Source organism: Moraxella bovis (genome assembly GCF_025985205.1).
In the GTDB taxonomy this organism is placed as follows: Bacteria; Pseudomonadota; Gammaproteobacteria; order Pseudomonadales; family Moraxellaceae; genus Moraxella; species Moraxella bovis.
Window position 1 is genome coordinate 1,490,785 of sequence record NZ_CP087840.1, and the last position, 23,049, is coordinate 1,513,833.

At 44.6% G+C, this 23,049-nt stretch carries 20 protein-coding genes; 11 read left to right on the forward strand and 9 right to left on the reverse strand.

Annotated features, from left to right (window positions below; all coding sequences use genetic code 11):
• The first annotated feature begins 23 nt into the window (after nt 1-23).
• The 4 genes from prmA (at nt 24) to purH (ending at nt 4,607) form a co-directional block, all read left to right on the forward strand.
• Nucleotides 24-950: a 50S ribosomal protein L11 methyltransferase gene (prmA, locus tag LP107_RS07335; RefSeq protein ID WP_078273250.1), complete on the forward strand. Its 927-nt coding sequence runs from the start codon at nt 24-26 to the stop codon at nt 948-950.
• A 127-nt stretch (nt 951-1,077) separates the two neighbouring features.
• The gene (locus LP107_RS07340) at nt 1,078-2,178 is read left to right on the forward strand and encodes a DUF3426 domain-containing protein (RefSeq protein WP_115369873.1); all 1,101 of its coding nucleotides are present in this window, start codon (nt 1,078-1,080) and stop codon (nt 2,176-2,178) included.
• 474 nt (nt 2,179-2,652) lie between these two features.
• A complete protein-coding gene (gene fis / locus LP107_RS07345; protein WP_036387573.1) occupies nt 2,653-2,910 on the forward strand; it encodes a DNA-binding transcriptional regulator Fis in 258 nt (85 codons plus the stop codon).
• Nucleotides 2,911-3,014: 104 nt separating this feature from the next.
• Complete coding sequence (gene purH, locus LP107_RS07350; RefSeq protein ID WP_078273251.1) at nt 3,015-4,607, forward strand: bifunctional phosphoribosylaminoimidazolecarboxamide formyltransferase/IMP cyclohydrolase; 1,593 nt, start codon at nt 3,015-3,017, stop codon at nt 4,605-4,607.
• A gap of 187 nt (nt 4,608-4,794) precedes the next feature.
• Here the strand turns inward: purH and LP107_RS07355 are convergent, their stop codons facing one another.
• The 6 genes from LP107_RS07355 to LP107_RS07380 form a co-directional block, all read right to left on the reverse strand.
• Nucleotides 4,795-5,430, reverse strand: a complete 636-nt coding sequence (locus LP107_RS07355) for a trimeric intracellular cation channel family protein (RefSeq protein WP_410173937.1) — start codon at nt 5,428-5,430, stop codon at nt 4,795-4,797.
• Nucleotides 5,431-5,522: 92 nt separating this feature from the next.
• Nucleotides 5,523-6,053 (reverse strand): hypoxanthine phosphoribosyltransferase, encoded by a 531-nt coding sequence (hpt, locus tag LP107_RS07360; RefSeq protein WP_078273314.1) that lies wholly within the window; start codon nt 6,051-6,053, stop codon nt 5,523-5,525.
• Nucleotides 6,054-6,152: 99 nt separating this feature from the next.
• Entirely contained in the window at nt 6,153-6,395 is a 243-nt protein-coding gene (locus LP107_RS07365) for a hypothetical protein (RefSeq protein WP_162860380.1), read from the reverse strand.
• Between the two features lie 117 nt (nt 6,396-6,512).
• The gene (ttcA, locus tag LP107_RS07370; protein WP_078273253.1) at nt 6,513-7,583 is read right to left on the reverse strand and encodes a tRNA 2-thiocytidine(32) synthetase TtcA; all 1,071 of its coding nucleotides are present in this window, start codon (nt 7,581-7,583) and stop codon (nt 6,513-6,515) included.
• Nucleotides 7,584-7,742: 159 nt separating this feature from the next.
• Nucleotides 7,743-10,565, reverse strand: a complete 2,823-nt coding sequence (gene rlmKL, locus LP107_RS07375) for a bifunctional 23S rRNA (guanine(2069)-N(7))-methyltransferase RlmK/23S rRNA (guanine(2445)-N(2))-methyltransferase RlmL (protein WP_078273254.1) — start codon at nt 10,563-10,565, stop codon at nt 7,743-7,745.
• 230 nt (nt 10,566-10,795) lie between these two features.
• Entirely contained in the window at nt 10,796-11,986 is a 1,191-nt protein-coding gene (locus tag LP107_RS07380) for a mechanosensitive ion channel family protein (RefSeq protein ID WP_078273315.1), read from the reverse strand.
• Nucleotides 11,987-13,070: 1,084 nt separating this feature from the next.
• Between LP107_RS07380 and asd the strand changes: the two genes are divergently transcribed.
• The 7 genes from asd to LP107_RS07415 all read left to right on the forward strand — a co-directional run bounded on the left by asd (nt 13,071) and on the right by LP107_RS07415 (nt 20,749).
• The gene (gene asd, locus LP107_RS07385; protein WP_264676272.1) at nt 13,071-14,204 is read left to right on the forward strand and encodes an aspartate-semialdehyde dehydrogenase; all 1,134 of its coding nucleotides are present in this window, start codon (nt 13,071-13,073) and stop codon (nt 14,202-14,204) included.
• 240 nt (nt 14,205-14,444) lie between these two features.
• Nucleotides 14,445-15,902, forward strand: coding sequence for a type IV pilus assembly protein FimV (locus tag LP107_RS07390; protein ID WP_078273257.1), 1,458 nt, complete (start codon nt 14,445-14,447; stop codon nt 15,900-15,902).
• A gap of 58 nt (nt 15,903-15,960) precedes the next feature.
• Complete coding sequence (locus LP107_RS07395; protein WP_112742226.1) at nt 15,961-17,934, forward strand: FimV/HubP family polar landmark protein; 1,974 nt, start codon at nt 15,961-15,963, stop codon at nt 17,932-17,934.
• A 103-nt stretch (nt 17,935-18,037) separates the two neighbouring features.
• Nucleotides 18,038-19,009, forward strand: a complete 972-nt coding sequence (locus LP107_RS07400) for an asparaginase domain-containing protein (protein WP_264676271.1) — start codon at nt 18,038-18,040, stop codon at nt 19,007-19,009.
• A gap of 6 nt (nt 19,010-19,015) precedes the next feature.
• Entirely contained in the window at nt 19,016-19,822 is an 807-nt protein-coding gene (gene truA / locus LP107_RS07405) for a tRNA pseudouridine(38-40) synthase TruA (protein WP_410173929.1), read from the forward strand.
• 62 nt (nt 19,823-19,884) lie between these two features.
• The gene (gene infA / locus LP107_RS07410; protein WP_029102801.1) at nt 19,885-20,106 is read left to right on the forward strand and encodes a translation initiation factor IF-1; all 222 of its coding nucleotides are present in this window, start codon (nt 19,885-19,887) and stop codon (nt 20,104-20,106) included.
• Nucleotides 20,096-20,749, forward strand: coding sequence for a lipase family alpha/beta hydrolase (locus LP107_RS07415; protein WP_078273261.1), 654 nt, complete (start codon nt 20,096-20,098; stop codon nt 20,747-20,749). Before infA ends, LP107_RS07415 begins: the two co-directional genes overlap by 11 nt.
• 26 nt (nt 20,750-20,775) lie before the next feature.
• Here LP107_RS07415 and LP107_RS07420 read toward each other — a convergent pair whose 3' ends face one another.
• From LP107_RS07420 to LP107_RS07430, 3 genes are all read right to left on the reverse strand, one after another.
• Complete coding sequence (locus LP107_RS07420; RefSeq protein ID WP_078273262.1) at nt 20,776-21,975, reverse strand: TIGR03862 family flavoprotein; 1,200 nt, start codon at nt 21,973-21,975, stop codon at nt 20,776-20,778.
• Nucleotides 21,965-22,630 carry a class I SAM-dependent methyltransferase gene (locus tag LP107_RS07425; RefSeq protein ID WP_112742225.1) on the reverse strand — a complete coding sequence of 222 codons (666 nt, stop codon included), beginning with the start codon at nt 22,628-22,630 and terminating at the stop codon, nt 21,965-21,967. Before LP107_RS07425 ends, LP107_RS07420 begins: the two co-directional genes overlap by 11 nt.
• A gap of 101 nt (nt 22,631-22,731) precedes the next feature.
• A complete protein-coding gene (locus LP107_RS07430) occupies nt 22,732-23,046 on the reverse strand; it encodes an ATP-dependent Clp protease adaptor ClpS (RefSeq protein ID WP_029102797.1) in 315 nt (104 codons plus the stop codon).
• Nucleotides 23,047-23,049: the final 3 nt, after the last annotated feature.

The window sequence follows — 23,049 nt, forward strand, 5'->3', positions numbered from 1 at the left end:
ACACCAACAAACAGGAAACTCTCATGGCATGGCAACAAATTCACCTACAACTGACCAAAGAGCAAGTTGAACTTGCCGAAGCACTGTTTTATGAAGCCGAAGCGGTCTCCATTCTATTAGAAGACGCAGGCGATGAACCGCTGTTTGAGCCCATGCCCGGTGAAGAGCCATTATGGGGCGAGGTGGTGCTGACCGCCATTTTTGACACCAACACCGATGGGCGATTTGACGGCGCCAACTTTGAGAGCCTTGCCCATGACATCGCCGCCGAAGTTGGGGCAAGCCGTGTGTGGCTGTCGGTGCTAGATGATAAGGACTGGACACGTGAGTGGATGACCTATTACAAGCCCATCCAATGTGCTGGCAATCTGTGGATAGTCCCCGAATGGCTAGACGCTCCCGACCCAGACGCTACCAACCTTATCCTAGACCCCGGTCTTGCCTTTGGTACGGGCTATCACGCCACCACTCGGCTGTGCCTTGACTGGCTGACCACGCAGGATTTAACCGATAAAGTCGTGATAGATTATGGCTGTGGCTCGGGGATTTTGGGCGTAGGAGCGTTACTGCTTGGGGCTAAGCAAGTATTGGCGGTGGATATTGACCCCCAAGCGGTGCTTGCTACCCGCCAAAACGCCAAACTAAATGGCGTCGAAGATAAGATGTTGGTATTTTTGCCCGATGAATTTAAGGCTTATCAAGAAACGCACGGCACGCTTGCTGACACCATCACCGCCAACATCCTAGCCAAGCCACTCATTCACTTTGCCCCATTGTTTGCCACCTTATTAAAGGATAAAGGCAATATCGTCTTGGCAGGACTTATTGAGAACCAAGTCGATGATGTCATGACGTCATACCAGCCCTATTTTGACCTTGATACACCTTATCATTATGACAACAGCGAAGACCATCATTGGTATCGTTTATCCGCTATTAAGCACAGCTGAGCGGATTAAAATTGTCAAATGCGTAACAATTTAGTAGGATAAAGAAAAATAGTTTGTACGATTTTTGCAAGTTGTTACTTGCCAATTTCCTATCTTTGCCTATTATTTTACTGGATTTGACAAAAACATGAGCAACCAAACTAAGTGCCCCCATTGCCAAACGACTTATCCCATGCCAGCCGCCAAACTTGGTGACCCCAATGCTCGTGCCAAATGCGGTAAGTGCCAACAAGTGTTTTTTCTAAATGCCAATCTGGTCGGTAGCTCGCCTGCTGTCCAAGCTCAAAGACAGACAAATCCCGCCCCACAACCCCAAGCTCAGACAGCCCAAACAGTGGCACGCTCTGCCCCAACCACCCCACAGGAGCCACCCACCCCCAAACGTACCAAGCGTGTCAAACCCGCACCCACCGAAGGCATGATTCATGACGAGATGGATGGCATTGAAGAGAACAAAACCAAAGCTGTCGCGAGCGTAAGCTTTTCTGATGATGAGTTGGACAGCTTTTTAAAAGACAACATCAGCTTTGCTCCGACAGTCGCCAAAAGCACCAAGGATGAGATGGCGGATAACGAAGGGGAAGAATCTTGGGCTGATGATTTACTCAAAGACACCAAGCCTGTCAACATCACCCAAACCACTAATACCAGCTCTGCCATAAACAACGTCGATTTGGATGCCATCATCCCTGTCGCCACACCCAAACCCAAAAAACCAACCAACATCAAAGAAATCCAATCAAACAAGCCCACCGCTCAACAACTTGCTACCAAAAGATCCTTAGGGTCACAGTTTTTGTGGCTCATTGGGTGTTTATTGCTCGTTGGGCTATTGGTGGCACAATACGCCCTATTTAATATAGATAAACTTGCCAAAAACCCTGAGACTGCCAGCCTTGCTCATACCATCTGCGGAGTTATTCCCTGCAATATTCCATCGGCAGATTTACATGGCTTGGAAATCACATCATCCCTAGAAAATCAAAAAGATGTCATCATTAACATCACCAACAAAACCAATTCCGAACAACTGTTTCCTTACTTACTGGTGCAGTTTAAAGACAGTAGTGGTGTGGTCGTGGGGGACTTTGTGGCGGACACCAAAGACTACCTTGGCGAATCTCAGACCACCTTACTTGCCAATCAGCACAAGCGGATCATGCTTTCAGTGAACCCTGCTCCCAAAGCAAGCTCGGTAACAGTTACGCCATTTTATCAACAACCCTAAGTCACCTAGCACCAAGCTAACTTGCTCTGTTAGGTAAAGATTCATCCCATCATTTTGACGGATAAATAACCGCTTTGTAATTATTCATTAACACAAATTAACAACAGGATAATACAGCTTAACATTACAAACATCTCATGACTTGCCAAATTACGGCAATTGTTTTACAATAATTCTAGGAAATACGCCTTCTACCAACAGGTGATTGATAGGTATTGACTAGGGCGTGTTGAACTTTTTTATTTGCAATGAAAAATAGGGGAAATCGCCCGTTTTTCAAGGAAAAAATGCGGACTGATGGCCATTCTATCAGGCAAGTTTTTGACGATAAAAAAACCAAATTTAGCCATTTTTCATACAAAAATGTACCTTTATTTCTAAAATATTTCTATATTGTAAATAGTGTTATAAGGGGTAGGCACGCCCTAGCCTACCACTCGTAAGAACAAGGTTAAGTGAGACACAGGAGCTTTTATGATGACCCCCACGCCTCCCATTCAAGAAACCACCCCTCTACACGACGAAGTCAAAAAAGCAGTGGAAAGTTACTTGATGCACCTAAATGGTGAGAATACTACGAGCATGTATGAGATTTTTTTGCATGAATTTGAAAAACCCTTATTGGTGGCGGTCATGAAGCACACACGCAACAACCAATCCAAAGCCGCTCAAATGCTTGGGCTAAATCGTGGCACGCTCCGCACTAAGCTAAAAACGCATGGCTTATTATAATTTCTAATTTTTTGCACCCGTCATTTTTTGGCGGGTTTTCGTTTTGTTTTAATCCCACTTTTAATCCTGTTTTATCCACCCTTGTAACCCAAAAAGGTATTTTTATGAAAAAATTCGCCCTACTCTCCGTCTCTGACAAGACAGGCATTGTAGAATTCGCCCAAGAATTATCTGCCTTAGGCTTTGGTATCCTATCCACTGGCGGTACCTTTAAACTTTTGACCGAAAACGGTGTTAATGCCACAGAAGTCTCCGCCCACACCGGCTTTGCCGAAATGATGGACGGACGAGTTAAGACCTTACACCCCAAGATTCATGGCGGTATCTTGGGTCGCCGTGAGATAGATGCCGACATCATGGCAGAGCATGGCATCGATGCCATTGATATCGTGGCGGTGAACCTATACCCCTTTGCCCAAACAGTTGCCAAAGATGATGTTACCATGAGCGATGCCATTGAAAATATTGACATTGGCGGCCCTGCCATGGTGCGCTCATCTGCCAAAAACCACAAATATGTGGGTATCATCACAAGCCCTGCCGACTACACCACAGTCATCAACGAACTAAAAGCAGATGGCAGGCTATCAGACAGCGCTCGCTTTGATTTGGCGGTCAAAGCCTTTGAACATACTGCCAGTTATGACGGCATGATAGCGAGCTTTTTGGGGGCAAGACTACTGGACAAAGGCGAGACATTAAGCGATGATGCCACCGCCAAAACCCAATTCCCACGCACCTTTAACATTCAGCTTAACAAAGCCCAAGAACTCCGTTATGGCGAAAACCCCCACCAAACCGCCAGTTTTTATGTAGAAAGTGGGACAACAGAAGCATCTATCGCCACCGCCAAGCAGTTGCAAGGCAAAGAGTTATCCTACAATAACATTGCCGACACCGATGCGGCCTTAGAATGCGTCAAATCCTTTGCCAAGCCTGCCTGCGTAATTGTCAAACACGCCAACCCTTGCGGTGTGGCGGTATCGCTTGACGGTATTTTAGACGCTTATAACTTAGCCTACGCCACCGACCCTGAATCTGCATTTGGTGGGATTATCGCCTTTAACCGTGAGCTAGACGTGGATACCGCCAAAGCCATCATCGACCGTCAATTTGTCGAAGTCATCATCGCCCCAAGTGTGGCAGACGGTGTACTTGACATTACATCAGCCAAGAAAAACGTGCGTGTGCTGACTTGTGGCGAATTGCCAAACATCAACGAACGCACGCCACAGCTTGATTATAAACGTGTGAATGGCGGTCTGCTTGTTCAAGAGCAGGATTTGGGTATGATTGACAAATTCGACCTAAAAGTCGTTACCAAGGCACAGCCCACCGAGCAAGAGCTTGATGATTTGATTTTTGCATGGAAAGTTGCCAAATACGTCAAATCCAACGCCATCGTCTATGCCAAAAACCGCCAAACCATCGGTATCGGTGCAGGGCAGATGAGCCGTGTGAACTCTGCTCGCATTGCCGTCATCAAAGCCGAACACGCAGGATTGCCTGTTGAAGGGGCGGTTATGGCATCGGACGCCTTTTTCCCATTTAGAGACGGCATTGATAACGCCGCCAACGCTGGCATTAAGTGCATTATCCAGCCCGGTGGCTCTATGCGTGATGAAGAAGTCATCAAAGCCGCCGATGAGCATGGCATTGCCATGGTGTTCACAGGCATGAGACATTTTAGACACTAAAATTAGGACATATCCCAACCAACAATAAACCCCTATCTTGGGGTTTATTTTTTGCTTGTATAATCATCAAACCTCAAAATACACCACCAAAGGGCGTAGAAAGCACGCCTCTACAAAGGCATTTTTCAAGATTTGATAGTAGTCCAAGATTTAACATTGGTGCAAATTGGGGTTAATTTGTTGTATCTTACACCATGCGAATGCTCGGCAAATGCCAATCGTATCGCACCGCCAGCATTCGCACGCCAAACACCACCATCAGCATGGCAAGCTCGCACAGCCACGCCACCACACCTAGTCGCCCCAGCCCCAGATAGGTCAGCGACCCCAAGATACTGGCGGTAATATAAATTTCCTTTTGCAGTACCATCGGCAACTCTTGGCAAATCATGTCTCGCATGATACCGCCTGCGATACTCGTCATCACCGCCATCATCACAGCGATGAGTGGTGTCGCCCCCATTGATAACGCCACCGTCAGCCCAATCACGCTAAATGCTGACAGCCCAATGGCGTCAAACAGCTTTAACACGCCATTCATGCGTGCCGTTGGACGAAAAAACATCTGGCACAGGATTGATGTTATCGTAATGGCGAACACATAATTCAAATCTATCGTCCAAAAGAGCGGGTGCCTATCAAGCATGACATCACGAATCGTCCCACCGCCAATGGCATTAACCATAGATGCCAAAATACAGCCAAACAAATCAAAACCCTTACTAATGGCAAGCATGGTGCCTGCCACCGCACAGGCAATAACGCCAATAAAATCAAGCACATAAATCAAACTTGCCGTATTAATTGGTTGGGCTAACTCTATCATCATAATCATTTTATCATCAAAAAATCGGGTGTGATACCCGATTTTTATTTATAATTTTAAAATAGTTTATATAAATCAATGAGTTATCATTATAAGCCAATTTCGCCGATGAATGGCAAATGGCGGTATTTTTGTTCATAATCCAAACCATAACCCACAATAAAACGGTCTTCCACTTCAAAACCTAAAAATTTTACGTCCATGTCTATCTCACGGCGAGACGGCTTACTGACCAGTGTACAAAGCTCAATGGAGTTTGGCTCACGGGTTTTTAAAATCTCCACAACTTTGGACAACGTACGCCCAGAGTCAATAATATCTTCAACAATCAACACGTCTTTACCACGAATGTCGCCGTCCAAATCTTTTAAAATCTTGACATCGCCACTAGATACCGTGCCTTTAGCGTAGCTAGATGCGGTCATAAAATCAAACTCATGCGGTTTGTCAATCGCTCGGCACAAATCCGCCATAAAAATCACCGAACCACGAAGCAGTCCGATTAAAATCAACTCTTTATCGCTATCAGCATAATGGGCGGTGATTTGTTTGCCAAGCTCGCTTACCTTTTGGGCGATTTCTTCGCTACTAATCATGACGTTTAGATTTGGTATGGTCATAAAACTACCTTTTGGTTTTGTTAAAATTGATTTAAATTTGATGGTATATTGGTGCGTATGCACCCTACCACTCTTGATATTAAAAAGTGAAATAAAATATCACCCACTTATGGAAGTCATCATCGCTGGCGAATATATCGCCCAAACAAAGGCTAAGGCGATTAAAAAAGACAGCACAAGCACCAATAGCCCAATATGCCGTTCTTTTTTAATGATTGCCATAATGCCAATGATTAAATTAAGCTTTGGGATTAGCCAAATGGCTTTTGCTTGGGTGATTGACAGCATAAAAGCTGTATAAGGCACAATCTCGACGCCAAAACTCTCCCACATTTTAAGCAATTATTTAACTCGTGTGGGTCATAACCGCCAAGCAGATAGATAAACACGCCTTGAACACCTACACATATCAGCAGTAATAGGATAAAAATTGCTTTTATTATCATGCTCGGCTCACAATCAATCAATAACAGGATTTATCGTTGGGATTTTGTTGCTAAATTTAGGGTTAAAGGTCTGCACTTGTGGGGCGGTCGGCAAACCAATATCGGCAAGTTTTTCGCTTACGCCCACTTGGATATTATCGCCTTCAAACAGCCTCTCATCGTCTGTTCGCTCGGTTTTTAGGCTTTCAAAATCAAACAACTCACGGTCGGCAAGCTGGCTTGGGGCGACATTTTGCAAAGCTTTAAACATACTCGCTAGGCGTTTTGGGTGGGCGTTGTCCCACTCACGAAGCATATCATTTATCATCGCCCTTTGTAAGTTTTCTTGTGAGCCACACAGTCCACACGGGATAATGGGGAACTGCTTGTAATTTGCGTACTTGATAATATCCTTTTCGGCAACATAGGCAAGCGGACGGATAAGTACGTTTTGCTTGTCATCGGATAACAGCTTAGGGGGCATGGCTTTTAGGCTTCCGCCATGAAACAAATTCAAAAAGAAAGTCGCCAAAATGTCATCACGATGATGCCCCAGAGCAATCTTGGTCGCCCCAATCTGCTTGGCAAAGCCGTACAGCGAGCCACGTCTTAGGCGTGAGCAAGCCGAGCAGTAAGTTTTGCCCTCTGGCACGACTGATTTTACGATACTATATGTGTCCTTTTCTAGGATATAATGCGGAATGCCTTGTTTGGACAGGTATTCGGGCAGGACGTGCTCTGGGAAATTGGGCTGTTTTTGGTCAAGATTGACCGCCACGATATCAAAGTTAATCGGGGCAATGCGTTTTAAAAACAGTAAAATATCAAGCAAGGTAAAGCTGTCCTTACCGCCTGAGATACACACCATGACAACATCGCCATCTTCAATCATATTAAAATCACGAATCGCCCACGACACTTCTTTACGCAGTTTTTTTTGTAGTTTTTTGAAGCGGGCGGATTTGATGCCGTCATCAAAGTCATGTTCATCATCGCCGTCTGTGTCCGTCTCTCGCTCGCTGTCGGCAGATAAGGCGTGAATGATTTCAGAATGGCTTTCTGCATCGTTTAGGATTTCATCGGTTAAATTTTGGCTATCGGTCATGGCTATTTCTCAAATTTTTTGATTTTGCGTTTAAATTTTTGGGTTGTGGTTTAAATATCGTATTTAAAAAACCGTTCGTGGTAAGCTATGCCTGCCCATAACGGTTTTCCTGCCCGCAGGCATAGCTCAGGGCGAACGGAAAACCCATATAAAATTAACTCACGATTTTGGTTTTACCGTATATTTTTTGGGTTTGTCGGATTCATTGGTTTGGGTGTTGTCAATAGGTATGGCAACCAATTTTCCGTCAATCTTTTCATAGCGTACTTTTGGCTTGTCTGACTTAACAGGTTCATTATCATAAAATCTGTCTTTGCCTGTTTGTCTTTTATCAAATGACTTATCAGATTTATCAAATTTTTTATTAAAAGACTTGTCTTTATCAAATGACTTTTTGTCATTATTTTTAAAAGTGTCTTTTTTAAAGCTATCTTTTCTATCATCTTTTTTAAATCGTGGATTATCTGATTTATCTTTAAATGGCTTTTTATCAAAAGATTTTTTAACTTCTCTGTCTTTTGAATGTTTTATATCAGATTTTTTATTACAAACCGTTATTTCATCTTGCCAATCATCATTGACGGCATCAAACGCACTTTCAAATTCATACACTTTCATCATTTGATTTTTGTGCGTGATTTTAAAACTTTGATGGATGGGTTTTTTTAGATTAAAATCTACGCCAATGGTTTTATCGGTGATTGGTGTTACGTCATAACGAGCCTTGACTTCATCGTCTAGCACAAATTTGGTAAAGTTATTGCTAAAATACAGCACGCCATTTGGGACAAGGCGGTTCATGGCACGGCTTATCAGGGCGACATGGTCTCGCTGTACATCAAACGTTCCCTTAAACTTTTTAGAATTAGAAAAGGTGGGTGGGTCAATAAATATCACGTCAAATTGTTCGGTGTTATTTTTTAGCCAGTCAAAGACATCGGTGGCGATGAATTGATATTTTGGCACATCATCCAAGGTCGTGGCGGTCAAATCAAGCCCATTTAGGGCAAAGTTTTGTTTGCCCCAATTTAAATAATTGGCGGATAAATCGACGCTCGTTACCGATTTGGCTCCGCCCATTGCCGAATGCACGCTGGCGGTACAAGTATAGGCAAATAGATTTAAGAAATTTTTGCCACGACTGGCATTTTTTATCATTTCACGAATATTGCGGTGGTCAATAAATAACCCCGTATCCAAATAATCTGTAAAATTCACATACAAATATACCCCATTTTCATGAGCGACATACATTTTTTTATATCTTTGAGTATCGTCTTTGGTGTTTTTGGTATATTGGTCATTGCCCGATTGTCGCATACGGGTTTTTATAAAAATACTTTCACGGTGGACATTAAAAATATCCCGAATGGCGGATAATACCAAATTAAAACGGGTTTTGGCGACATCGGTGGGAATTTGTTTTGGTGGGGCGTATTCTTGGACGTGAATTTTATCGCCATAAATATCAATCGCTACATTATAATTGGGCAAATCAGCGTCATAAATTCGCATATTGCTGATATTGTTTTTTTGGGCGTGTTTTTTTAGATTGATGATATTTTTTTGTAAGCGGTTGATAAATTCTTGGCTATCAGGATTATCAATTTCTTTTTTATTAAAATTGATAATCAATTCATATGCCAAACGGTCGGTTTTGGCAAATTCTACCGCCCCATAACGAAAATACACGGTCAATGCTCCGTTATGGCATTTTAGGGTGTTTGGCTCGGCAATCGGCAGGGTGTCGGCGTGTTCAATGTGGCTTGCCAGCACCGCCATGTCTGCACGCCCCACATGGCGTAAGCCGTCCGCCACGATAAGCCCCAAGCCGTGATACAAGGGCTTGATAAAATCGCTCTCGCCCAGTCGCTCGCCATAAGGGGGATTGGTGATGACAAGTGGATAGGCGGTGGTAAGCTCGCTCAGCACGGCTTTGGCGGTGGCAAGCGGTCGCTGTTCTAGGCGGACGTACTCGGCAATGGGGGCAAGGGCGGACGCTATCAGATTCTTGTGGCAGGCACGCACGGCATGGGCGTCAGCGTCTAGGGCAAGGGCGGTAAAGTCGCCTTTGATAAGGGATTGTTCTAGGTGTGCAAGGTTGGCATGAAAGTCATCTAAGGCTTTACCAGCAAGGGTTTGCCACAGCTCATCATCGTGGTATTGCCAATGATAAAAGCCAAAATCGCTTGCTTTTTTGTCAATGCCCACAGGGTAGGCGGTTTTCATGAGTAGGGCTTCAGTGATGAGCGTGCCAGAGCCACACATAGGGTCAATAATGGCGGTATGCTCGCCCTTGTGCCAGTTGCATTCATAAAGCAACGCACTTGCCAAATTTTCCTTTAAAGGAGCGTCCGTGTTCGCCACACGATAGCCACGGCGGTGCAGGCTTGTGCCTGACAAGTCCAAATACAGCTCGGCAAGCTCACCTGTGGCGTGGGCGTAAATGTGAAAATCAGGGGATTTGTCCACGTTTGGTCGCTCGCCTAATTTTTTGTTAAAGCAGTCGGCGATGGCGTCTTTGATACGCAAGGTGGCAAATTGTTGGTTTACCGACAGGCGTTTGTCGGTGGATAGGCGTATGGCAAAGGTGTTTTCTACGCCAAACACGCTTGTCCAATCATAGCGACTGGCGAATTCATACAAGGTAGTGGGAACGTCTTCGTCAATGACTTTGGTCTCAACCGTGCGGGTGGTTTTTTTGCCGCCACTTTCACGCACTTGGCTCACGGTTTGGGTTTTTTGGCGAAAATAATACTCGCCAATGGGGAGTAGTACACGGCTTGCCACACGGCTATACAGGCAAATTTTGTAAAAGTCGGCAAGCGACACGCCCACACGCACACGCCCTGTCCGCACAATCTGTCCGACCAGCCCAAATAAGTCAAGCTCTATCAATAAGGCATTTTCAAGACCGTCCGCACAGGTGATGACAACATCAAAGGCGGTGGGGGTAAAGTTGGCGAAGGGTAATTTTGGCATGGTGTGGGCTTATTTGATAAGAATTTTGGTAAGGGGTTTGGGTAAACTAATTATTATAGCATAATTTGGGACGGGTATGGTAGTGACAATTGTTGTTTTTGGGGCGGTATTTAGCAGGGTAAATGGGCGAGGCAAAATGATGTTAGTGCGATTGTCAAGATGATTGCTTGTTATTATCAATTTAAATGACAGATAATTGTATAAATAACACCAGTTTATTTAATTAATTGTCACTGCTTTTTTATGGCACTCTCTACATCTTCTTCTTTGTCATTGATATTTTTATCCAATGCTTGATGAATCATTGCCAAGTGTTTTTCTTTATCATCTGAGCGGTTAAATAATATCTCTTGATAAGGATAAGGGGTTTCAAATCCTGCTTCGTCTAAGGCTCGTTTAATACGCTCATTGATGTTTTCTTTGATAATCGGAATACGGGCAACCGATAATGGAGCAACCCAAAAACGCACAATAAAATAAATGGCATATTCGCCCACTTCACTGACGGTCGCCATAGGGGCTGGGTGTTTTAAAATCACTTCATCTTTGCTTAATGTTTTGATGATGATTTCTTTGGCGTGGGCGACATCATCATACAAGCCAATTCTTGCTTTAACATCAAATCTTATCATCTTTTTGGACGTTAGGTTAATCACTTCCGATGATGACATGGTCGAATTGGGAATGATGATAATGATGTTATCACGGTCAAGGATTTGCGTGGCTCGCAGGGAGATTTTAACCACTCGTCCTTCTTTGTCGCCAAGCCGAATCCAGTCGCCCACTTGAAACGACTGCTCTATCAAAATGGTAATGCCCGCGATGAAGTTGGCAAGCGTGCTTTGGGCGGCAAAACCCACTGCCAAACCCACAATACCCAGACCTGCCACCAAGGATACAATATCAAAACCAAACTGGGCGAGTACGCTTGCCAAAGCAAAAACGATAATTAGCACCAAAATCAAGTTTTTGAGCAGTTGTTCAATGGACGCATTGAGTTCATAGTAACGTAACACTCTGGCAACCATTTGCCCACTGGTCGCCCACAGCACATAATAAAACCCCGCCCAAGTCGCCGCTTTTGCCGTTGCCTTAATGGTCTCTGCCTGCGTGCCAATCTGCGTCATCACCGCCAGCAAGCTCGCCACAAACCATGTATAACGCAGTACCGCCCGAGCAATCCAAACATGGCGCTGTGATAGGTGTAGCGGACGGCGACAATGCTTTAATAAATAGACCAACAGCCAATAAAAAAAGCCAATAATCACCAATAAAATCAATATCTTAATGCTAATACTGGCAACAGCCATGCCCCGCTCTGTCCAGTTTAGGGTCTCATCGTCGAGCGAACCGCCAAGCGACACATACACGCTTTGGTACAAATCATTTAGGATTTTTTCAAAAAAATGGGATAGATTCATGAGCTGATGAATGGTCGATGATAAAATGGGCGATGACAACCGATAAATAAACCACATCAACAAAGATGTGGTAGAATAAATAAGGTTTGTGAATTATAACATAAAACCTATGGTGTTAAAAAGGGTTTTAGCCAAATATTGACCCCACAGCCCTTGGATGAGCATAATTGGTTAGGTTTTTAGGATTTTTAACTTAATTTTTTAAATTAAGTGGCCGGTTTGCTTTTGTTTGTCAAAAACTTACTTCATAGAAAACTCACACTTGCGTTTTTTCCTTGAAAAAAACGTGCAACTTTTCTCATTTTTTATTGCAAGTGCAAAAGAAAGGCAAGCCTTGATTTTGCATGAACTTTAATAGACTTCTATGCAAACCTTAACTTTTAAACATACTGCAAAATAAAATCTTTATACATTCAAGCCCTGATATTTTCTAGACTTTAAAAATTTAAAAATTCTGTAAGATCATTTTCGCAGTGGCTTTCTACATATTTTTCTAAAAATGCAATTGCGGTATTTATAAGAACTTGGCTTTAATTTTTCTAAAGAGAAATCTAATAGACCACTTGCGAAATTAAGATTTTATTGGGTTTTTAAAAATTTCAAGCTCAATAAAATAAGGCTTTAAAGACCATTGTTTTTGAATTTCGCAAGAACTCTAATGTATTTTTCATAAAAAAGATTAAATCTTATCTTACTTGCCCACACCCAAAGACAAGCAAACTCCCAACAATATAAAAATAAACCCAGCTTATCACTAAACTGGGTATGGGTAAGATTGCAATAAGTTTTCCCTGCCATTCCTAACGGCGATTTAATTCCTGTCATCCTAGTTTTATCTTGGTTTTACCATTTAATTTTTGTAATTTTTGTGTATTATAAAAATTTTTCCCATCGCTGACCATTGGTAAAATACTTAAAATTTTGTAAGCGATTGCCGACATTTGTGTGAAAAATTATCAGTTTTTATCAGTTTTGCTGATGTTTACTAGAAAATTTATGAAATTTGACAAAAACACTTGCTTTTTTTGTCCAAAAAAGGCATAGTTATGGGTTACAACTTTTTAACAAATCTAAGGTGTTAATTATGACAGATAAATTAACTGTTGGCTTGGTGGGCTGGCGTGGCATGGTGGGTTCGGTACTCATGAACCGTATGCTTGAAGAAGGCGACTTTGACCACATCAATCCTGTGTTTTTTTCGACCAGTAACGCAGGTGGCAATGCCCCAACCTTTGATAACAAAATCCCGACCAGCACCTTAAAAGATGCAAGCAACATCAATGAGCTTGCCAAATGTGATGCCATCATTACCTGTCAAGGGGGCGATTATACCAAGTCCACGCACCCCGCCCTTAGAAAATCAGGCTGGAGGGGCTATTGGATTGATGCAGCAAGCTCACTTCGCATGGAAGACGATGCCATCATTATCCTAGACCCTGTCAATCGTGATGTCATTGATGTTGCCCTAAAAGACGGCAGAAAAGACTTTATTGGGGGCAACTGTACTGTATCGCTTATGCTTATGGCAATTGGCGAACTGTTCCGCCGTGATTGGGTGGAGTGGGTGTCAGCGATGACTTATCAAGCCGCCTCAGGAGCAGGGGCGAACAACATGCGTGAGCTTATCTTAGGCATGGGCGTACTGCGTGATAGCGTGACGGACAAACTTGCCGACCCTGCCTCTGCCATTTTGGAGATTGACCGCACCATATCCACCACTCAGCGTTCGGACGATTTCCCCAAACAGCATTTTGGGGCGGTGCTTGCAGGCAGTCTAATTCCCTATATTGACAGCCAAGTTGACAACGGTCAATCTCGTGAAGAGTGGAAAGGTCAAGCCGAAACCAACAAAATCCTAGGCAAAGAAGAAGACATCATCAGCATTGATGGTATTTGTGTGCGTATTGGGGCAATGCGTTGCCACAGCCAAGCCCTGACCATCAAGCTCAAAAAAGACATTCCTTTGCACGAAATCGAAAAAGCCCTAATCGATAGCAAAAATCCGTGGCTTGATGTCGTCCCCAACAACAAACCCGACAGCATGACACGCCTTACCCCTGTGGCGGTAACAGGTACATTGGGTGTGGCGGTCGGTCGTCTGCGTAAGATGAACATGGGGGGCGAGTATCTGACCGCCTTTACTGTGGGCGACCAGCTATTGTGGGGAGCTGCCGAGCCACTTCGCCGTATGCTTGCCATCATTCAAGGTAGAATTTGATACACGAGCCTACTTGACCAAACCAAATCAGCTCGTTGGCGGTCAAGTGATTTTAATCTTTGCAAATATTGTAAACTTTTGCAAAGATTTTACTACTTGCCCACGTTTTAATACCATATATTTGCAAATTATCAAAATAAGCTAGCATTTTTTGCCATATTTTGTTATAAATACACCATAAAACTGTTTATTGAACAGTCTATTTTTATTCATTATTGACAACCTTTTGAAAGGATAACTATGTCTTGGCATAAAACTCACCGCACTACTTTTATTTATCAAGCAGTGCTTGCTTCGTTGTTTGGTATGGTAAGCCTAAATGCTTCCGCCATGAATCTAGGTCAAGCCAACATCACATCGGCACAACACGAGCCTTTATCTGCCACGATAAATGTTACTAATATTGATGCTGCCAACTTCCACGCATCTGTCGCCAGTAACGACATATACCGCCAAATGGGGCTCAGTCCTGATGCTCAGATTTCAGCAAGTTTTACACCCACGTCAAACAATGCAGGTCAAATTACCCTAACTTCTAATCAACCCATTAGCACGCCTTTTGCTGATGTGGTATTAAACCTAAATAACAACGGCGAGCAAATCATTGAGCCGCAGACGCTACTTATGCCCTTGCCCGCCGCCAATGCTTTCACCCTACCCGAAGACAAAGTAACACAAGTGGTTACCGCTGAGACTCGACCCAACTTACCCGAGACTAGCCCCACCACCAAAACACCTGATGACACCATGTCATTAGACGAGCCAGCAACGCAGGTCATTACCCAAGACATACCTGTGCTTGAACCTGTTCTTACCGCTGTTGGTATCAGCGAAGGTAATATCATCTCTAAAGAAGAAACGGTATTATCTCAAATCACCCCCGAAGGCACTAACAGACAGGTTGACATCCTGACCGAAGAAATCGTTCGTCGTGTATATCCTGCTGGGCAAGTACCGCCCACACCTACCAGCCCAACATTTGACGAGCCATTCATTGCCCAAGACACCACACCAGAGCAGGTGTCGCAACCAAAGCAAGACCATGTGACAACACCTACCGAGTCACAGTCAAGTCAAGCCATTTATGTCGTGCAACAAGGCGATAGTTTATGGAACATTGCTAATGTTATTGCACAGGCAAATAACATGAATGTCAATGAAGTAATGGCCGCGATTCATGAAACCAACCCCGATGCTTTCAATAAAGGCAACATCAACCAGCTCAAAACAAATGCTAACTTAAACTTACCCAACTATCAAGTCATACCATCACAAAAAGCGATTGCCGAAGCTATTGAAGCCAGACGTGCCAGCAAAGAGCGAGCTGTTACTGCAAGACAACCAACAAGTAGAAGTAACACAGCAAGACAAACCAGAAAAGAGACACCAAGACGTGGCAGTCAAGTGACCGCCAAGCCTGCTCAAAAAGCCCTGCCAAAGGCTCAGATGACCTTGGTAACACCCACGCAACAAGGTAGTGCTACAGGCACCAACAACAAACATTCATCCAACACAGCGACAGGTGGCGGTAATTTAGCAGGTACTTTGAAAAATACACGTCAGCAAACTGCCAGTAATGCCAAACGTGTTAACAGTCTAAACGAAGAACTCTCATCAGCTGCTAGAAAAGTTCAACTACAAAATCAAAAACTTGCTGAACTTGAAAGTCGCTTAAAAAGCCTCAAAGAGAAAAAATAATTAACAAAGGGCACTGCCCATTAAGCCTGTATATCAAGCTTAATAAATCGGAGTTATCATGGAAACCATTATTATCGCCATTGGTGCTGTTGTTGTAATTAGTATTGTGGCGTTTTTTGTATTAAAAAAACTACAAGCTCAAAAAACAGAACTGCCTGCCAGTCCACAGGCTCATATCCCTACTCAGCAAACCCCAGTAGCACCCACACCGACAGCAACTGGCAATGATCTTGCCACCGCTGAGGCTCATATCCGCAATCAGAACTACAATGAAGCGATTGCCGAGTTAAAACGGGTGCTAATGACCAATCCCCGTCATAACGGTGCGATGCTAAAACTGCTACAAACTTATGGTGTCACCAAACAATTTGCTGCCTTTAACCAGCTACACCAAAAAATCCATGAGATTGCCGATGGCGAGACCATTCGTGAAGCTGATTTTTGCAAATCGCTATTAGAAGATGAGATAAACAGTGGCGCAGGACAAACACCCGCACCACAGCCCACTCCCGCTCAAACAGCCGCCGTGGTTGCTGCTGTGGCAGTTCCTACGCAAAATCAGACATCTGATGCTTTTGATAATGGCTTAGATTTTGACTTTGAAACACCAGCATCCAAGCCCACACCAAGTGTCACTACCAACACTGACCCATCACTTGACTTTGACTTAGAAACCTTAAATACACCAGCACCTACTGCTGAGCCTACGCTGAGTGGTAGTGACTTTGATTTAGACTTTGACACTCCTGTTCAGCCACCACAGCCTACTGCTGAGCCGACATTAGATTTTGATGATTTCTCCTTTGATGAACCAGCAAAAGAGGTGGTAGCACCTGCACTTAGCAATGAGCCTACGCTTGACTTTGACACCACATCAGATGATTTGATGAGCCTAGATGGCAGCTTAGAGAGTGATTTAGATGTACAATTTAGTCTTGACCCTGCCCCCGCTCCAACAGCGGTAGACAATCAAGCCAATGATGCACTAGATGGTTTTGATTTTGAATTTGAAACGCCAGAGCCTACCCCTGCTGTCAGCGAACAACCCAACTTAGATAACTTAGATTTTGGTACGATTTCATCAAATAAAGTTAATGAACCTGCCATCGAAGATACCTTAGGAGATCTGGGCAATGACTTGGGCAGTGACCTAGACTTTAATTTTGAAGCCACTCCCGAACCCACCCCAACTCCTGCTACACCTGATACAGCGCCAAGTGATGACTTAGCTCTTGATGGCTTTGACTTTGATACTGATGTATCAATCGCCACACCAAAGCCTGTTAATATACCACAAGCAGAAATCAAGCCAGAAACCGAACTGAGTAAGTTTGGCGACTTTGATTTGACATTTAGCACCGAAACCCCATCAGCTCCTTCGGTATACACTACCTCAACTGCTGATTTGGATTTTGGTGATTTTGATACTGAACTTACTGCCGAACCTGCCACCAAGCCAGCTCCGACACCAACCATTGACCCCAGTGATGAATTTGCTGATTTTGACTTAGGGTTTAATGAGACTACATCAGCACCTGTGGTTACACCAACTGTTACCCCCACTAGCAGTGCCGATGATGATTTAGGGTTTGGCGATTTGGATTTGGGGGTAGAGTCCACGCCAGCAGTGAGCGAATCTGTACAAGATGATGGCTTGGCATTTGACACTACCGATTTGGCGTTTGACACCACGCCTGTCACTGACATACCAAATGACAGTCTTGATATTGACGGTTTTGATTTTACCGAAACACCTGCCACAATCACGCCAGAGCCAACTCCTGCTTCTGTTTCTGAGCCAGTTACTTCTGTTACACCCGTCACAGCCGTACCAACGCAAACAGCAGGCATTCCATCAGAGCTTGGTTTTGTTGATGAACTGGACAATACCGGCATCACTTTAAATCTTGCCAAACAATATCTTGACCTTGGCGAGTACGACAGTGCCAAACGTCTGCTTGATGAAGTAATACAAACAGGTAATACCACTCAGCAACAAAACGCACGTGAGTTATTAACCCAATTAGTATAATGTCGTAGCCACCAACATATAAGGCATGTCTTACGATGTGCCTTTTTGCTTTTTTGTAAAAACCATGTTATGATTCGCCCAATCATTTTACACTTAGCTTATCATGCTCTATCAATCAGACGACATCCATCTCATTTATGCTGGCGGTACTTTTGGCAGTCATGGCACGCCTTTATCGCCCTTACCCGCCCATGAGTTTTTACCTGTTTTACAAAATTTATTAAACAGCCGATTAGGCAGCAGGCAAGTCATTTTGGATAATGACTGCATCAAAGACAGTAGCACCTTAACTCCGACTGACTTTGCCCATTTTTATGAACTCATCGGTACCGCCCATCAGCAAGGTACCAGACGATTTATACTGATTACAGGTACGGACACCCTAAGTTTTTTGGCAAGTTTTTTATTTCACGCCTTTACCAATCGCGACTTATCCTTGGTTATTACAGGAAGCATGAATCCACTACTTGTGGCAGATAATCCTACTTATCACATAGATGATACCAGCGATGCTTGGCACAATCTATCAGATGCCATCAATGTCAGCCAAACCCGTCAAGGTGTGTTTGTACAGTTTTGCCACCAAACCTTTTGGGCGGACAACACTCAAAAAATAGACAGTCTCAGTCCCAATGCCTTTTATGGCACACACGTTAGTCATCCAAGGCTGACATTACCCACAATCCGCCCCGAGTCTTTTGACATCATCAAACATCACGCCAATACCGCCAACATCAAAAGCATTTTTTTACTGCCCAATGACACAAACCACATCGCCCAAGAGCTAGCCAACATCAATGACAACACCACCGCTGTCATCCTTATCGCCTATGGGGCAGGCAACTTACCCAAAAGTGATGCCATTATCGCCGAGCTTGACCGACTACATAAGCAAAACATCCCTGTGGTATGCACCACCATGTGTCCCTTTCATGGGGTGAGCACCACTTATGCCACAGGGTCTTGGCAATATGCTCATCATGTGTGGTCAGGGGGTAAATTGAGCATTCCTGCCATCTACGGGCGACTTTTATGGCTGGCGATAAATAACGCTTTATGTTCTGATAACTGGTGATTGGTGATGAGCATGACAATCCACGCCATTGGCATTGAGTTCATTGGCACGCATTATAAAGGTTGGCAACGTCAGCAAGAAGTGGACAGCATTCAAGCCCGCCTTGAATACGCCATCTCCAAAGTCGCCAACGAACCTGTGGAAGTCATCGCCGCAGGTCGCACTGATGCAGGGGTGCATGCAGGTAATATGGTGGCTCATTTTGCCACCACCGCTCATCGCACGCCCCACCAGTGGCTTCGTGGCGTAAACACCCTACTGCCCGACGACATCGCCTTAACGTGGGTTATGCCCATGCCTGATGACTTTCACGCACGCTTTGGTGCCGTCGCTCGCCGTTATCGTTATGTCACCCTAAACCAACCCTATCGCCCTGCCATCTTACGCCATCAAGTCACTCATTTTTATGAACCCCTTGATGTCGATGTTATGGTGCAAGCCAGCCAACTTCTGCTTGGCACGCATGATTTTAGCAGTTTTCGCTCATCCATGTGCCAATCTAACAAGCCCGTCCGAGACGTTCATCACATCCGCCTATTTAAACATGGGGCGTATCTTGTGTTAGACATTCAAGCAGACGGCTTTTTGCACCATATGGTGCGTAATATCATGGGCATGCTGTTTGCCATTGGCACAGGCAGGCTCCACATTGACGCTTTGCCTGCACTCATCGATGCCAAAGACCGCTCACTACTACCACCCACGGCAGATGCGGACGGGCTGTATTTTATCAATGCTTATTATCCTGACAAATTCCAACAACTACTGCCAAAACAGCCTTTGACCCCGTTGTGGCTTGGTTTATTAGAGTAATCCATTGCTATTTTATGTAATTTCTACTATAATACTGCTTTCATTTTTAACTTATCTGACTTATGGCAAAAAAAGACGACATCATCGAGTTTGAAGGCGAAGTCATCGACACGCTACCAAACACCCTATTTAAAGTCCGCCTTGACAACGGACACGAAATCATCGCTCATATCTCAGGCAAGATGCGTAAACACTATATCCGCATTCTGACAGGCGATAAAGTCAAGGTTGAGATGACCCCTTACGATTTATCTAAAGGTCGCATTACTTATCGTGGCAAATAAACCTACCACGCTCGTTTTGCATGGTTTGCACCAAACCAGTTTGATTGTTTATCCGCTTGCCAGATACATTCGGCGAGCGGGTTTTATCGTGCATACACCCACCTATCACAGTCTACGCCAAGACGTCTCGGCACACGCCAAACGCCTAAATGACTACCTGCTCACTCATCATGGTCCCGACAAACCCATCAATCTCGTGGCTCATAGCTTGGGCGGATTGGTGATTCGGCAGTTTTTACACGACTATCCCGCATGGCAAGTTCATCGCTGTGTCTCCCTTGGCACGCCCCATCAAGGCAGTGTTTGTGCCACTTATGTTAAACGCACGCTGTCACCCCTAGTCGGACAGTCCTATATCGGAGCGTTGGACGGCACTTGCCCGAGCGTTCCTAATGACGTGGAATTTGGTGTGATTGCAGGGGATAAGTCCCAAGGCTTGGGTCTGCTGTTTTTGAATTATCACAACCGCCACTACCGCACCCGACATGCCCATGACGGCACGGTATTTGTCCATGAGACCGAACTACCATCTGCCACCGACAGCCTGATTTTACCTGTCACTCATACAGGCATGCTAACCAGCTCTGCTGTTGCCAACCAAGTGGTACATTTTTTGGAATACGGTAAATTTAGACGGGCTTAGCCTATCTGGGGTGTGCTTTTGGCTTTTTAGCTTGCCTTTATCGGTTGCAATTTTAAAAGCTGAGCCACGCCACGTCCCACCGCCTGCCCTGTGGCAAAACATGCCGTCAAAAGATAACCACCCGTCGGGGCATCAAAATCCAACATCTCACCACAGACAAAGACAGCAGGATTAGATTTTAGTTGTAATTCATCAGTTAATGCCGACCGCTTGACACCGCCACCTGTACTAATGGCTTCATCCATCGGGCGAAAACCATCAAACATCATCGGCAAGCATTTAACAAAACTTGTCATGCGTTCGTGATTTGCCCAGTCTGCCCTATGGGTACATTCACGAATTAGGGCAATTTTCACGTCATCCAAGCCGATTTTTCGTAAAATGTTATTCAAAGACTGCTTTTTATTTTTGGCAAATATCTTGGCGATGTCATCTGGCGATTTGTCAGGCAATAAATCCAAATACACCCTTATCCTATCATGACACGCACGCATGGCTTTGTTGTATTTATAAATCAGTCCGCTCTCCATGCCATAATGAGTAATGATGATGTCGCCTTGGGAGACAGGCTCACCATCTGTCCACAGACCTACCCTTTTTAACGGTTTACCAAAAAACTTATCCATGTAAGGCGACCACGACCGCACCACCCCGACATTACTGGCATACAACGGAGTTAGCTCATCATCGGACAGCCATGCCTGCCATGCACCTGTCGCCCCCAATCGCCGATACGAACCGCCACCACACGCCAGCACAATGACATCAAACGTCTGCTCAAACTCCGCCCCATTATGGGCAAATCGCACGGCATTACCATCCATACCCAAGCACTCATGACGATAAAAAATCTGCACGCCCCTTGCCATCAAGCGACGTAACCATGCCCTGAGAAATGCCGATGCTTTCATCTGCACAGGAAAAATCCGCCCACTTGACCCGACATAGGTCTCAATGCCCAGCCCAGCGAGCCAATCTACGACCCACGCATTATCACAGACTTGCAAAAAAGGTGTCAGCCAGTCGGACGGGGTGTAACGCCCCACAAAAGCCGTCATCGACTCGGCATGGCTGACATTTAGCCCTGTCTTGCCTGCCCATAGGATTTTGCGGCCTGCACTTGGCATTTGCTCATAGACACAAATGTCCACATCATAAGCGGACAAATGCTCTGCGACCATAAGACCACTCGCCCCTGCCCCAATGATGGCAACCTTAGGCTTCATCGCTTGGCGACCATGATAAATGTAGGGGCAATGTCTCATCAAAACGGGTGCGATAACCGCCAGGCTTGGTAATGATAAGTTCTTGGCAACGCTCGCCCCGTGCCAAATATTTAATCTCAAAATGCGTGCGTGCCGACATCGGCTCTATCTGCCTTTTGACATAAGGCAGTTGCCACATCTCAGTAAGCAGTCGCTCAGCTTCGTCGATATAGTCGCTAATGTTACTTGCCAAAATAATCTGCCCACCATCTGCCATCTTGGACAGTAACAGCTCAAAGAATGGCATATTCAAAAAACGCTGGTTTTTGTTTTTGGGTTCGGGGTTGGGGTATAAGATAAAGCAGGTTTGGAGCTGCTTGGGATACACCGCAAAAGCTGTCCACGCAATGGCGTCAGCGTGAATGGCGGTCAGATTGGGCGGATTTGCTATACCTGCCTGTTTGTCAAACGCCCCAAACTTTATGGCGGTGCGTTCTATGGCATATAGGTGTTTATCAGGGTTTTGATGGGCAAATAACAAGGCGTGCTTGCCCTTGCCCGCTCCGATTTCAAGGCAAATGGGTGTATCAGCAATGGGATAAAAATCCCTAGGCGGACGCAAACTGGCTAAATGAAATATTCGGGGGAAATAATGAGATAACGGATTGGATGGCATAAAAATGATGAGTCTAAAAATAATGGAAAATGACAGTTTTTATATACAATACTGTTTTAAAGATAAGATATTGATTTTACACAAGAATATATTTTATTCTGTTATGCTCTCTTTAAAGTAACCAACAGCGGAAACTCAGCTTCTTCGGCATACTCTTGCACGATGGCGATTTTCATCTCACCAATCTCTTTGGGTAGGGTCGCCACAATCGCCTGCCCTGTTTGATGAATGTCCATCATTAAAGATACAGCTTTATCCATGCCATGAGCAAACACTTCAACGAGCACAAACACCACAAAGTCCATCGTGGTAAAGTTATCATTATGCATGACCACATGAAACAATGGTACTTCTGCCTGTTCTGGCTTAGTTATCACATCGTTTTGGCTGTCGATATCAGATTCATGTTGGCTCATATC